Annotated in this window: 13 protein-coding genes; 7 read left to right on the top strand and 6 right to left on the bottom strand. The window is 59.7% G+C overall.

Annotation, left to right across the window (positions count from 1 at the left end):
• Positions 1-16 precede the first annotated feature (16 nt).
• From rsmG to B3605_RS10685, 3 genes are read left to right on the top strand one after another with little or no spacing between them, the layout of a single operon-like run.
• On the top strand, positions 17-634 hold the full coding sequence (gene rsmG, locus B3605_RS10695; protein ID WP_296433777.1) for a 16S rRNA (guanine(527)-N(7))-methyltransferase RsmG: 618 nt from the start codon (positions 17-19) through the stop codon (positions 632-634).
• Between the two features lie 19 nt (positions 635-653).
• The gene (locus tag B3605_RS10690; RefSeq protein WP_296433775.1) at positions 654-1,460 is read left to right on the top strand and encodes a ParA family protein; all 807 of its coding nucleotides are present in this window, start codon (positions 654-656) and stop codon (positions 1,458-1,460) included.
• Between the two features lie 15 nt (positions 1,461-1,475).
• Positions 1,476-2,360, top strand: a complete 885-nt coding sequence (locus tag B3605_RS10685; RefSeq protein ID WP_112942624.1) for a ParB/RepB/Spo0J family partition protein — start codon at positions 1,476-1,478, stop codon at positions 2,358-2,360.
• A 6-nt stretch (positions 2,361-2,366) separates the two neighbouring features.
• Here B3605_RS10685 and holA read toward each other — a convergent pair whose 3' ends face one another.
• The 3 genes from holA to leuS are packed head-to-tail and all read right to left on the bottom strand — an operon-like array spanning position 2,367 to position 6,554.
• Positions 2,367-3,401, bottom strand: a complete 1,035-nt coding sequence (gene holA / locus B3605_RS10680) for a DNA polymerase III subunit delta (protein ID WP_112942625.1) — start codon at positions 3,399-3,401, stop codon at positions 2,367-2,369.
• An 11-nt stretch (positions 3,402-3,412) separates the two neighbouring features.
• Entirely contained in the window at positions 3,413-3,934 is a 522-nt protein-coding gene (gene lptE / locus B3605_RS10675) for an LPS assembly lipoprotein LptE (protein WP_112942626.1), read from the bottom strand.
• The gene (gene leuS / locus B3605_RS10670; protein WP_112942627.1) at positions 3,924-6,554 is read right to left on the bottom strand and encodes a leucine--tRNA ligase; all 2,631 of its coding nucleotides are present in this window, start codon (positions 6,552-6,554) and stop codon (positions 3,924-3,926) included. Before leuS ends, lptE begins: the two co-directional genes overlap by 11 nt.
• 198 nt (positions 6,555-6,752) lie before the next feature.
• On the opposite strand from leuS, the gene B3605_RS10665 reads away from it, so the two are divergent.
• Positions 6,753-7,412: a YggS family pyridoxal phosphate-dependent enzyme gene (locus B3605_RS10665; protein WP_112942628.1), complete on the top strand. Its 660-nt coding sequence runs from the start codon at positions 6,753-6,755 to the stop codon at positions 7,410-7,412.
• A gap of 132 nt (positions 7,413-7,544) precedes the next feature.
• Here B3605_RS10665 and B3605_RS10660 read toward each other — a convergent pair whose 3' ends face one another.
• A complete protein-coding gene (locus B3605_RS10660; protein WP_026283466.1) occupies positions 7,545-8,246 on the bottom strand; it encodes a DUF1013 domain-containing protein in 702 nt (233 codons plus the stop codon).
• 222 nt (positions 8,247-8,468) lie between these two features.
• On the opposite strand from B3605_RS10660, the gene acs reads away from it, so the two are divergent.
• Positions 8,469-10,424 carry an acetate--CoA ligase gene (gene acs / locus B3605_RS10655; protein WP_111562724.1) on the top strand — a complete coding sequence of 652 codons (1,956 nt, stop codon included), beginning with the start codon at positions 8,469-8,471 and terminating at the stop codon, positions 10,422-10,424.
• A gap of 48 nt (positions 10,425-10,472) precedes the next feature.
• On the opposite strand, the gene B3605_RS10650 is transcribed toward acs, so the two are convergent.
• Together B3605_RS10650 and B3605_RS10645 are read right to left on the bottom strand one after the other, a co-directional pair.
• On the bottom strand, positions 10,473-10,922 hold the full coding sequence (locus B3605_RS10650; protein WP_112942629.1) for a thermonuclease family protein: 450 nt from the start codon (positions 10,920-10,922) through the stop codon (positions 10,473-10,475).
• A 48-nt stretch (positions 10,923-10,970) separates the two neighbouring features.
• On the bottom strand, positions 10,971-11,195 hold the full coding sequence (locus B3605_RS10645; protein ID WP_112942630.1) for a DUF1674 domain-containing protein: 225 nt from the start codon (positions 11,193-11,195) through the stop codon (positions 10,971-10,973).
• A 118-nt stretch (positions 11,196-11,313) separates the two neighbouring features.
• Between B3605_RS10645 and htpX the strand changes: the two genes are divergently transcribed.
• On the top strand, positions 11,314-12,276 hold the full coding sequence (gene htpX / locus B3605_RS10640; protein ID WP_112942631.1) for a zinc metalloprotease HtpX: 963 nt from the start codon (positions 11,314-11,316) through the stop codon (positions 12,274-12,276).
• The gene (locus B3605_RS10635; RefSeq protein WP_183795305.1) at positions 12,267-13,661 is read left to right on the top strand and encodes an RsmB/NOP family class I SAM-dependent RNA methyltransferase; all 1,395 of its coding nucleotides are present in this window, start codon (positions 12,267-12,269) and stop codon (positions 13,659-13,661) included. The genes htpX and B3605_RS10635 overlap by 10 nt, the downstream gene beginning before the upstream one ends.
• Positions 13,662-13,765: the final 104 nt, after the last annotated feature.

Here is a 13,765-nt window from a genome sequence, read left to right as displayed (position 1 = left end):
ATTTGAGAGTCCTTGTATGGAATTGAACGGCCGGCGTGTTTCACGTGAAACACAGGAACGACTTGAGCAATTTGTGGGTCTATTTCAGAAATGGAGCAAGGCTATAAACCTCTCCGCGCCCTCCACTCTCAAGGACGCGTGGGAGAGACATATTGCTGATAGCGCTCAGATCTTCCAGCTTCAGCCGCACGCGGGCAACTGGGTGGATCTCGGTAGCGGCGGCGGCTTTCCCGGCGTGGTAACAGCGATCTTCCTTGCTGAGCTCAATGACGGCTGGGTGCATCTGGTCGAGAGCAACAACAAGAAGGCTGCCTTTTTACGCACGGCGCTGAGGGAAACGGGGGCCCGTGGCTCCGTGCATCCGCTGCGGATCGAAGATGCGGTCGCGGACCTCCCGGCTTGCGATTTCGTGTCGGCCAGGGCGCTTGCGGACCTGGATAAACTTCTGGAATTCGTCGATCCATTTTCGATCCGTAACGAAAAAATCCGCGCGTATTTCCATAAAGGCCGGGATTACCGATCAGAGGTGGCAAATGCGCATGGTCGCTGGGCATTTGATCTGGTAGAACACAAGAGTGCCGTCGAGATGGAGTCAGTCGTTCTCGAAATTTCCAATTTACGGCATTTGGTCTAACAAATCGGGCGTTGCGACAATGGTTGCTGGACGAAATCGGATTATTACGATCGCAAATCAGAAGGGTGGCGTTGGTAAAACGACGACGGCTATCAATCTGGCAACCGCGCTGGCCGCTATCGGCGAGCGAGTTCTCATTGTTGATCTCGATCCTCAGGGCAATGCAAGCACGGGCTTGGGTATCGATCGCAAGAACCGTAGTCGGTCCTCATACGATCTTCTGGTCGGTGACCATGGGATCCTCGATGTTGTGCAGGAAACCGCTGTACCGAACCTCTTCATAGTCCCTTCGACTATGGATCTGCTCGGGATCGAAATGGAGATCGCACAGCAGAGCGATCGTGTCTTTAAACTCAAGAAGGCGCTTGCTGAGCGCGATGCGTTTCAGTTTTCCTATATCCTTGTCGACTGCCCGCCGTCCTTCAATCTCTTGACGATGAATGCGATGGCGGCTGCGCATTCGGTGCTGGTTCCTCTGCAGTGCGAATTTTTCGCGCTCGAGGGGTTGAGCCAGTTGCTGGAGACCGTCGACCAGGTTCGCAGAAGCGTGAACCCGCAGCTCGATATCCAGGGTATTGTGCTGACGATGTTCGATTCGAGAAACAATCTGGCGCAGCAGGTCGTGAACGATGTGCGCACCCATCTCGGCGAAAAGGTTTACCATACGTTAATTCCGCGCAACGTTCGGGTGTCCGAGGCGCCATCCTACGGCAAGCCTGCCATTCTCTACGACCTTAAATGTGCTGGAAGCCAGGCCTATCTGCAGCTGGCTTCTGAAGTCATTCAGCGCGAGCGCGTCTGGCTGCCTGAACAAGCTCTTGAATAAGTGGTGAGTACCGACATGAACGATGATGTCTCGAAGAGAAGACTTGGGCGTGGCCTCGCGGCGCTGATTGGTGAAATGGACCAACCGGCGCCCGTCGATGCAGGTCAGCGCGCAGTCAGCGCCGATCGTCTGGTGCCGATCGAGTTCATCACGCGCAACCCTCGCAACCCTCGCCGCTTCTTCGATGACGGCGAGCTTCATGATCTCGCAAGCTCAATCCGCCAGCATGGTATTGTGCAGCCGGTTGTTGTACGTACACTTTCTACAAGCCAATATGAAATCATAGCCGGCGAAAGACGTTGGCGGGCTGCGCAGTTGGCCGGTCTGGTTGAGATTCCTGTCATCGTGCGCGATGTCGATGATAAGACCGCGCTCGAGATCGCAATCGTTGAAAACGTTCAGCGATCTGACCTGAATGCGCTGGAAGAAGCGCTCGGCTACGAGCAGTTGATTGCGGACTACGGCTACACTCAGAACGATCTCGGCGAGATCATCGGCAAGAGCCGCAGCCATGTCGCCAATTCGCTGCGACTTTTGAAATTGCCGGAGCCTGTTCGTGACTTGCTCGCCGCTGGCAGTCTGTCTGCCGGCCATGCGCGCGCGCTGGTGTCCACGTCGGACCCAACCGTCTTGGCCCGAACGATCGTCTCCAAGGGCATGTCAGTGCGCGATGCGGAGCGCCTTGCGCAGAACGACATCAAGGCGCAATCGGAGCCGAAGCCAGCGGTCAATCCGCGTGACCAGAAGGATTCCGATACGATCGCGCTTGAGCGTACCCTCTCCGATACACTCGGATTGGATGTCGTCATCAACCACAAGGCGAATGGCGGGCAGATTCGGATTTCTTATAAGTCATTGGATCAATTGGAAGAAATCTGCCGCCTGCTGGAGCGGCGCTGATCCGGTCTATTTTCGACCAGACTGGAGCGTGGTCGATAGAAGTGTCTGCATGGCGATCGTGTCCTCTAGCGAGGCGCGACGCCTTGTCTGAAGGATGGCCGCTTGTAGGCGGCTTGTTTCACGGGCCAGTGCGTCGGCCGACCATGTCCTCAGAGCCTGCTCGATGATCGGCTTGCGCTTGAAATGAAGATGGCGCCCAAGCGTCTGCATCACCTGCGACGCCGGCGTGCGCTTCTCTTCCATTTCCGCACGCATGGCATCCATCAATTGGAATTGCCGCAGACATGCCTGTATGACCAGGAAAACAGATGTCTTCGATGCCGTGATCTTCTGCATGGCGTGCAGGAAGTTTCCGGAATTTCCAGTCAGGATGGCATCAACAGCGTCGTCGACGGATATGGCGCTGGCGTCGCCGATGATCTCCGTGACGTGATGTTCCTCGATGACTTCAAGATTGAGGCAGTAGAGCGCAAGCTTCCTGACCTCGTTGCGCGACGCTATGCGGTCGCCCCCTATCAATTCGAGCAACGCTTGGCGCGCTCCGGTCGTAATGCGAAGATTGGCGCCTGCGAGTTCGACGTCTATCAAGCTATTCAGCGCGCGCGCGTCGTCCGCGTAGCACGGGATGGTCGCGACGCTGCGGGCGGCTTCGCTTGCTTTGCGTAGGAGCGATCCTTTCTTGAGATCACCGGCCTCGATGATGATGAAAGTCGCCTCGGGAGGCTTCTGCGCCAAGACCTGAAGACCGTCAACGAGGTACTTCTCGTTTGCCGCGCCGCGAATCCAGATGAGTTTCTGGCCGCCGAAGAGACCGATGGCGCCTGCTTCGTCGAGCAGACGTCCTTGGTCTTTCTGGAGGTCACCAATATCAAGTTTGATCAGGGAGAACGGGTCGGTCAGGTCTACGCCGGTCTTGCCGGCGAGCAGGCTGGCGCGCTCGGACACCAGCCCGCGATCCGGGCCATAGATGACGAATAGCTGGTAGTGGCGGGCAGATTTCTCAAGAAATCCCTCGAACTCGTGCGATTTTATCTCCGCCACTCAGCCGCTCCTCAGCGGCCAAGCGCCGCGGCGATATCAGCGGCCACAAACTCAGCGACCTGGCGTGCTGCGCGGTCTTCTGAGTCGCGAACGGCGCGCTGCTTGGCAAACTCCTGGGCCGGGAAGTCGATGAGGGCGGTAGCCGACTGGTGGCCAGCACGGATTACGTGGCCGTCCTTATTGGACTTCAGCGTGTAGTCGACGCTGACGGTCGTACGGCCTGCGCGTGATTCATCGGAGGATGCAACGAGCAACGTATCAATGACGCTCGATCGTGCATTCATCTCGACCTTGTAATCGGCCTTGTCCGGCTCGCCGGCGCCGCGGGAGGACAGGAAGATCAACCGGTTGCGAACTTCCTGCTCGACGCGCGAATTCGCCTCGGAGAAGGCGATGGATGACAGCTTGTCGGCAACGCCAGACGTTTCGGAATAGAGCGGCCGAACCTGGCACGAGGCGAGAAGAACCGTGGTTGCCAGCACCGCGGCAATCCCCGCGCGGCTGGCCAGCCTGGAAGCGATATTAAACGACAATGTTCACAATCCTTTGCGGAACCACGATAATTTTCTTCGGCGCCTGGCCGTTGAGCACGCGCTTGACATCCTCCAACGCAAGGGCGGCATCGCAGACCGTAGTTTGATCTGCGTCGCGAGAGATTGTCAATTCGGCGCGCTTCTTGCCGTTGATCTGCACCGGCAGGACGACGTCGTTCTCTACCACGAGGGCGTCGTCGTATGTTGGCCAAGCTGTCTGCGAGAGCAGCGTGTCGTGACCGAGCACCGACCAGCATTCTTCCGCCAGATGCGGTGTCATCGGCGCCACAAGCTGCACGAGGATTTCCGCTGCATCGCGCACGGCGGCGCGATATGCGGCATCGGCCTTGCCTGATGCTACAGTGGTCAGCGGCCCGGCAATGGCGTTCACGAGCTCATAGATGCGCGCGACGGCCTTGTTGAACCACAGCTTGTCGTAGTCGTTCTGAACGGCCTTCAGCGTCTTGTGTGCCAGCTGGGAGATGGCAAGCGCGTCGCCATCCTTAGCCGGAGTCGCAGCGACGTCGCTGAGAGCTTCGGCAGCTTCCGAGATGAGACGCCACAGGCGCTGGGTGAAGCGGTGTGCGCCTTCGACGCCCGCTTCCGACCAGATAACATCGCGCTCAGGAGGGGAGTCCGACAGAACGAAGAAGCGGGCCGTGTCGGCGCCGTAGGAAGCAATGATGTCATCGGGATCGACGACGTTCTTCTTCGATTTCGACATCTTCTCGATCGAGCCGATGGCGATCTCTTCATTGTTCGAGAGGAGAAACGCACGGCGTTTTCCGTCCAGTTCCTCGATCTTGATATCGGCCGGTGCGACCCATTCGCGGGTCATGCCAGAGCCACGGCTATAGGTTTCGTGCACCACCATGCCCTGCGTGAACAGGCCCTTGAACGGTTCCTTCACGTCGACATGGCCGGTTTCGCGCATGGCGCGGGTGAAGAAGCGCGAATAGAGCAGGTGCAGGATCGCATGCTCGATACCACCGATATACTGATCGACTGGCAGCCAGCGGTTTGCGGCCGCGAAATCCGTCGGCTTGCTCTCCCAAGGCGCCGTGAAGCGGGTGAAGTACCAGCTGGAATCGACGAAGGTGTCCATCGTGTCGGTTTCGCGACGGGCATCCTTGCCGCAATGCGGGCAGGCGACGTGGCGCCAGGTCGGGTGCCGGTCAAGGGGATTGCCCGGCTGATCGAAGGTGACATCCTCCGGCAGCTTGACCGGAAGATCCTTCTTCGGCACCGGCACGACACCGCAATCCTGGCAGTGAATGACCGGGATCGGGCAGCCCCAATAGCGCTGGCGGGAAATACCCCAGTCGCGCAGGCGGAAGTTGACCTTGCGCTCGCCCTGAGGCGCATTGCCCAGCGATGCGGACGACAGACGGTCGGCCACGATATTGAAGGCTTCGTCCGTCGACTTGCCATCCAGGAAGCGCGAGTTGATCATGATGCCGTCGCCGTCATAGGCGGTATCGCCGACAGCGAAGGTCGCGACGTCGCCGTCACGCGGCATGACAACGGGTATGACCGGAAGGCCATATTTGCGGGCGAAATCGAGGTCGCGCTGATCGCCTGCCGGGCAGCCGAAGATGGCGCCCGTGCCGTAGTCCATCAGCACGAAATTGGCGATGTAGACGGGCAACTCCCAGGAGGGGTCCAGCGGATGGCGGACACGGATGCCCGTGTCGATGCCCCGCTTTTCGGCGGTCTCGAGCGCTGCCAGCGACGTGCCGGCGCGGCGGACGTCTTCGCAGAAGGCGTCGATCTCGGCGTTCTTGGCCGCCGCATCCTTGGCCAGCGGGTGATCGGCGGAAATGGCGAGGAAGGACGCGCCAAACAGGGTGTCCGGGCGCGTGGTGTAGACCGTTACCTCGGTCTCGCCAGCAGGGGCGGTTTCGCCGACGATTTCCCAGCGGATTGTCATGCCTTCCGAGCGGCCGATCCAGTTCTTCTGCATCAGGCGGACCTTCTCAGGCCACTGATCGAGACCATCCAAGGCGTCGAGCAGATCCTGGCTGAAGTCGGTGATCTTGAAGAACCACTGAGTCAGCTCGCGCTGCTCGACAAGCGCGCCGGAGCGCCAGCCACGACCGTCGATAACCTGCTCGTTGGCGAGAACGGTATTGTCGACCGGGTCCCAGTTGACCTTCGACTGCTTGCGGTAGACGAGACCCTTTTCCAGGAAGTCCACGAACATATGCTGCTGGTGCTGGTAATATTCGACATCGCAGGTCGCGAATTCGCGGCTCCAGTCGAGCGACAGGCCCATCGCCTTCAGCTGCGACTTCATCGATGCGATGTTCTGGTAGGTCCAGGCCGCAGGGTGAACGTTGCGCTCCATGGCGGCGTTTTCAGCCGGCATGCCGAAAGCGTCCCAACCCATGGGATGCAGCACGTTGAAGCCGCGGGCGCGCTTGTAGCGCGCGACGACGTCGCCCATCGCATAGTTGCGGACGTGGCCCATATGGATACGGCCGGACGGATACGGGAACATCTCCAGCACGTAGTACTTCTCGCGCGGATCAGCGTTGTCGGTCTCAAAGACCTTCGCTTCGTTCCATTTTTTCTGCCAGCGAGGCTCGGCATCGCGCGGATTATAACGTTCGGTAGCCATGGTATTCGTATTTCCGGAAAATCAAGGGAAGTTGGTGGTGACCTTCACCATGAAACCACCGTAGCGTCAAGTTTTGCAGACGTGGTTTGGGGCCAATCGGCGCCTAGCTGCGATAATTTCGAGCCTTCGGACCTTGGCAAGCCAAGATCGGGTGTTTAGTGCATTTTCATTGTTTTCGATGATGGACCGAGGCGCAACATGGAACTTCAAGAGCGACTGGAAGAGGTTCGCGGCCGGATCGCCGCGGCGGCCCGCGAAACGGGAAGAGCGGAAGGCTCGGTGCAGCTCGTGGCCGTGTCCAAGACATTCGATGCGGATCAGATCCGCCCCGCCATCGAGGCTGGTCAGCGCGCGTTCGGTGAAAACCGGGTGCAGGAGAGTCAGGGCAAGTGGCCGGAGCTGAAGAGCGAGGCGGCTGGTATCGAGCTTCATCTGATCGGACCGCTACAGTCGAACAAGGCCGCTGAAGCGGTCGCGCTTTTCGATGTCATCGAGACGGTTGACCGCGAGAAAATCGCGCGCGCGCTGGCTGATGAAATGAAGCGCCAAGGCAAGGCCCCTCGCCTTTATGTGCAGGTCAATACGGGGCTTGAGCCGCAGAAGGCCGGCATTGCGCCTGACGATACGGCGGCGTTCGTGGCGCTCTGCCGCGATGAGCTTGGTCTTTCCGTCGAAGGGCTGATGTGCATTCCGCCGGCGGATGAAAACCCGGGCCCGCATTTTGCCCTGCTGGCGAAACTCGCGAAGGCTTGTGGCGTCGAGAAGCTCTCGATGGGCATGTCGGGAGATTACGAGGCAGCGGTCGCTTTTGGCGCGACCAGCGTGCGGGTCGGGTCCGCCATTTTTGGCACCCGCTGATCATCGTATCTGCTCCAGTGGTCGGCGTGAATGTTTCACGGGAAACATTTGCGATCCGCGCTACGGCGCAATTGCCACCGGCAATAAAAAACCCCGCCGAAGCGGGGTTCTAATCTCAGTCCGTCCAACCGCTTAGTAGCGATCGTCTTCGTCTTCATCCGGCGTCGAGGACTTCAGCGACTTCAGCTTCGCGAAGACGGCATCGGCGTCGATTTCCTTTTCTTCCTCACGCTCGTAGCTCGGAGCCAGGCGTTCGGTCTCGTGCGCGGACTGCAGCGTTTCGCCGAGTTCGGCGGCGGTCGGCAGCGGACGGCCCTTGGCGGCCTTTTCAACTTCCATGTCGAGGTCGATCTGGCTGCAGAGGCCGAGCGTGACCGGATCCATCGGCGTCAGGTTGGCGGCGTTCCAGTGGGTGCGCTCGCGGATCTGCTCGATGGTCGACTTTGTCGTGCCGACGAGGCGCGAAATCTGGGCGTCCTTCAATTCCGGGTGATTGCGAACCAGCCACAGGATGGCGTTCGGACGGTCCTGGCGCTTGGAGACCGGCGTGTAGCGCGGGCCACGACGCTTGGATTCAGGAACGCGCACCTTCGGCTCGGAAAGCTTCAGCTTGTGGGCCGGGTTCTTCTCGGCGCGTTCGATTTCGTCGCGCGACAGCTGACCGGTGGAGATCGGATCCAGGCCCTTGATGCCCTGCGCAGCTTCGCCGTCGGCGATCGCCTTCACTTCCAGAGGGTGCAATTTGCAGAACTGAGCGATCTGGTCGAAAGACAGAGCTGTGTTGTCGACGAGCCAAATAGCGGTCGCCTTCGGCATAAGCAGTTGTTGAGCCATGGATATAGTCCTTCTGTCGTCCGCGCCGGTGTCGCGGTCCGTGGGTTGTCACCACTATGTCCGGGAAATTATGCCGCTATATAACCGGAGTGACGCATAATTGCAATTGATCACGAATGAAATGACCTTTGTCTAATTGCCGGGTCGATCTGACCTGTTATGAATGCACAAAACCGCCTGTGGCGTACTCCTGCCGCCGGCGTCCGAGTGAGGAGGAAATCGATGTCGGAGAAGATCTACCCGGTGCAAAAGCCGGTTCAGAACCATGCGCTGATCGACAAGGCCAAGTACGAGAAATGGTACGAGGAGAGCGTCGAGAACCCGGATAAGTTCTGGGGCAAGCATGGCAAGCGGATCGACTGGTTCAAGCCTTACACGAAGGTGAAGAACACCTCTTTCACCGGCAATGTGAAGATCAAGTGGTTCGAAGACGGCCAGACGAACGTCTCTTACAACTGTATCGACAGGCACCTGAAGACCAACGGTAATCAGGTCGCGATCATCTTCGAGGGCGACAACCCCTACATCGACAAGAAGATCACCTATAACGAGCTTTACGAGCATGTTTGCCGGATGGCGAATGTCCTGAAGAAGCACGGCGTCAAGAAGGGCGATCGCGTCACCATCTACATGCCGATGATCCCCGAGGCGGCCTATGCGATGCTCGCCTGCGCGCGTATCGGCGCCGTGCATTCCATCGTGTTCGGCGGCTTTTCGCCGGAGGCCCTGGCGGGGCGGATCGTGGACTGCGAATCAACCTTCGTCATCACCTGCGATGAGGGCGTGCGCGGCGGCAAGCCAGTGCCGCTCAAGGAAAACACCGACACCGCGATCCATATCGCCGCGCGTCAGCATGTGATCGTCGAGAAGGTTCTGGTGGTTCGCCGCACGGGCGGCAAGACGGGTTGGGCGCCGGGTCGCGACCTCTGGTATCACCAGGAAATGGCGACGGTGAAGCCGGAGTGCCCGCCCGCCAAGATGAAGGCGGAAGATCCGCTTTTCATCCTCTACACGTCGGGCTCGACCGGCAAGCCGAAGGGTGTGCTTCATACCACCGGCGGCTATCTCGTCTACGCGGCGATGACGCATGAATATGTGTTCGACTATCACCCCGGCGATATCTACTGGTGCACAGCCGATGTCGGCTGGGTCACCGGCCACTCCTATATCGTCTATGGCCCACTTGCGAACTGCGCGACGACGCTGATGTTCGAGGGTGTCCCAAACTTTCCAGATCAGGGACGCTTCTGGGAGGTTATCGACAAGCACAAGGTCAATATCTTCTACACAGCCCCGACGGCCATCCGCTCGCTGATGGGCGCCGGCGATCATTTCGTGACGCGTTCGTCGCGGTCGAGTCTGCGTCTGCTCGGCACGGTGGGCGAGCCCATCAATCCGGAAGCGTGGGAGTGGTACTATAACGTCGTCGGCGACAAGCGTTGCCCTGTCATCGATACCTGGTGGCAGACGGAGACGGGCGGCCACATGATCACGCCGTTGCCCGGTGCGACCGACTTGAAGCCAGGATCGGCGACCAAGCCCTTCTTCGGCGTTAAGCCGCAGCTGGTGGACAATGAAGGCAACGTGCTGGAGGGAGCCGCAGACGGCAATCTCTGCATCACCGACAGCTGGCCGGGGCAGATGCGCACGGTCTACGGCGACCACGAGCGCTTCATCCAGACCTACTTTTCGACCTACAAGGGCAAGTATTTCACCGGCGACGGCTGCCGGCGGGATGAGGATGGATATTACTGGATTACCGGTCGCGTCGATGACGTGCTTAATGTCTCCGGCCATCGTCTCGGCACGGCCGAGGTCGAATCGGCGCTGGTGTCGCACAGCCTCGTGTCCGAGGCGGCGGTTGTCGGCTATCCGCATGCGATCAAGGGTCAGGGCATCTATTGCTATGTCACGCTGATGGCCGGCAACGAGGGTTCGGATGAGCTGCGCCAGCAGCTGATCAAGCATGTCCGCAACGAGATTGGCCCGATCGCGGCACCGGACAAGATCCAGTTCTCGCCCGGGCTGCCGAAAACCCGGTCGGGCAAGATCATGCGACGCATCCTGCGCAAGATCGCCGAAGATGATTTCGGTTCACTGGGCGATACGTCGACGCTGGCTGATCCGGCTGTGGTCGATGACCTGATCGCCAACAGGCAGAACAAGGCGACTGCTTAGCGTCGGCTGCCTGCTAATGAGAGGCCGCTTTGGGAAACCGGAGCGGCCTTAATCTTGATCAGGGCATGGCGTCTTGGGCTTCCGACCGCCGTCATAGGCGACGGCGATCCCCTCGCCCAGCATATACTGAGCCGGATTCCGTCCATCGGAGAGCGTGACGTCGGCCAAGATGCGGCCGAAATATTTATCGCCGGAAATTCGGGTCAGCTGCACTTGCGGCGAACTGTCGGTGAGCGTTTCCAGCATTTGGCGGGCATCGATCCCCGCGCGTCTGACCGTAGCACACTTCGAGTGCATCTCGGGCGTATCGATGCCGCGAATGCGGACATAGACTTCCACAGTCTGCTGCGGCCACGGACGGGCCGCGACCAGCAAGGTGTCTCCATCGATCACACGCAAAATCTCAGCCGAGACGGGTCCGGCGATCTCATCGCGCGCGAAAGCCGGCATCGAAAGTGCCGCGATGATCGCTAGTGAAGTGAAGACGTGCGTGAACATATAAGGAATAAATTCCGATATTCATGCGAAGTCAATAGGAATATTTACTTAGAAGTCGATCGCGCGACCGTTGATTTCCCAATCGCCGAAGCGGGCCGGATCGGCACCCCCTCGCCCACCGATCTCGGTCGGCATATCGGCCGGCAGTTCGTTGCGGCGACGCTCCTCAGCTTCGGCAAGCGCACGCTTGGCGGCGGGCGAGAGCATCTTGCGCGGGCGCTCCGTGCCCTCCTCGGCCAGAGCCTCGATATTGTCGTTGTCCGCTTCCTGCATCACGCACGCCCGCTTGAAAATATTGAAAATGGCCGATGAATAACCAGATTATAGGACGCCGACGCGGCGATTGAAACCCTTTGAGCGCAAACGATGCTCACCTGAAATGGAGATGATAATGAACCTTGTCCGTACTGCCATGTTGCTTGCCTTCATGACGGCACTGTTCATGGTCGTCGGGTTCATGATCGGTGGCCGCAGCGGCATGATGATCGCGTTCCTGGTTGCGGCCGGCATGAACTTCTTCTCCTACTGGAATTCCGACCGCATGGTGCTTTCGGCATACCGTGCACAGGAGATCGACGAGCGAAACGCGCCGGAGTTCTTCAACATCATCCGTGATCTCTCGCACAATGCCGGCCTGCCTATGCCGAAGGTCTATCTCTATGACAGCCCGCAGCCGAACGCTTTCGCGACGGGCCGCAATCCCGAGAATGCCGCTGTTGCGGCATCGACGGGCCTGTTGAGCGCGTTGTCGCCGGAGGAGGTTGCCGGCGTGATGGCACATGAGCTCGCGCACGTCCAAAACCGCGACACGCTGACGATGACGATCACGGCGACGCTTGCCGGCGCCATTTCAATGCTCGGCAATTTCGCCTTCTTCTTCGGCGGCAACCGCGAGAACAACAACAATCCTCTCGGTTTCGTCGGCGTTCTGCTGGCGATGATCGTCGCACCGATGGCCGCCATGCTGGTGCAGATGGCGATCAGCCGTACGCGCGAATATTCCGCCGACAGGCGCGGCGCCGAGATCTGCGGCAACCCGCTGTGGCTGGCCTCCGCACTTGGCAAGATCGCCCGTGGCGCCTCGAACATTCCGAACTATGACGCGGAACGCAATCCGGCGACGGCGCACATGTTCATCATCAATCCATTGACGGGTGCGGGCATGGACAACCTGTTTTCCACCCACCCGAATACGGAAAACCGTATCGCTGCGCTGCAGGAAATGGCGCGAGGCGGCATGAATAACTCGACGCCGTCGGTTCGTGCTGCTAATCCCGTGCGCAAATCGCGCTCAGTTCCGGATGCCGGCCTTGGCCGCGGTGGCTCGCAACCGCCAAAGGGTCCCTGGTCTTGAGTTCAGACGGTAAGAAAAAGCCATTTCGCAAACAAAAGTCGTCGGCGCCGGCGGAAACGTCCGCTTCCGCCAAGCCGGGTCTGCAGGCGCGTGCCGCGGCGTCGAAGATTTTGGCTGCGGTCATCGACCGCAAGCTCTCGCTTGATGGGGCGCTCGACCACGAACATGGCAATCCGGCTTACAAGGCGTTGGCCGACGACGACCGTGGTCTCGTCCGCGCAATTCTGAACACCACGCTTCGCCATCTGCCCCGCATCGAGGCTGCCGTGTCCTCGTTGCTGGAATCGCCCTTGCCGGAAGGTGCGCGCTCGCTGCAGCACGTGCTCTCGATTGCGGCGGCGCAGATCCTCTATCTCGACGTTCCCGATCATGCCGCAGTCGACATTGCCGTCGAGCAGGCCAATCTCGACCCGAGAAACCGGCGCTTCGCCAAGCTGGTGAATGCTGTACTGCGTCGACTGGGGCGCGAGAAGGAAGAGATCCTTCGCCAGATCGATGACATTCCTTCGATGCCCGCTTGGTTTCTCGAGCGGTTGGAAAAAGCCTACGGCCGTGAAGCGGCGCGGGCGATCTCGGATTCCCAGCTGCAGCCCGCTGCCATCGACCTGACTGTAAAATCGGACGCTGAGGCCTGGGCGGAAAAGCTCAATGGCGTCGTGCTGCCGACCGGCGGAGTCCGGCTTGCTGCATTCGACGGCTCCATCCCGTCTCTCGAAGGTTTCGACGAGGGATTGTGGTGGGTGCAGGACGCGGCGGCGAGCATTCCGGCGCAGCTCTTCGGCGATCTCTCAGGCAAGCGTGTTGCCGATCTTTGCGCTGCTCCTGGCGGCAAGACCGCGCAGCTGATCCTGGCGGGCGGCAAGGTCACCGCCGTCGAGCAGTCCGAAAACCGCATCAAACGCTTGCGTTCGAACCTTGATCGTCTCCAGTTGTCGGCGGAAACGATGGCGCAGGATCTGACCAAGTTCACGCCCGACGAGCTCTTCGACGCTATCCTGCTCGACGCGCCCTGCTCTTCCACCGGCACGACGCGGCGACATCCCGACGTGCTCTGGACCAAGGGACCGGAAGATATCGCAAAGCTCGCCGCGCTGCAGGAGCGTCTGTTGCGCCATGCGCTGCGGTTGCTGAAGCCCGGCGGCACGATCGTGTTTTCCAACTGCTCGCTTGATCCGAGCGAAGGTGAGGAAGTCGTTGCTCGGGTGCTCAAGGACACCGAAGGATTCGAGCGCGTGGCGATCGAGTTGAGCCGCTGGCCGGGGCTGGAGGAGGCGATCAGCCCACTCGGAGAATTCCGCACCACACCCGACATGCTGAAGCTACCATCCGGTTTCGCGCCGGGTCTTGACGGTTTTTATGCGGCCGTGTTGCGCCGTGTTGCCTGATCGAAGAGCAACTGGCATAGTTAAGCATTGTTGCAGAATCATCGACGGTCAGTGCCGTTTCCGGACTTGTCCATCCAATCCTAACGATATGGGTCAATAGACAA

Source organism: Rhizobium sp. UBA1881 (assembly GCF_002338015.1).
Lineage (GTDB): Bacteria > Pseudomonadota > Alphaproteobacteria > Rhizobiales > Rhizobiaceae > Rhizobium.
The sequence above is the reverse complement of the archived record's forward strand: the minus strand, read 5'-3'. Positions and strand labels throughout refer to the sequence as shown.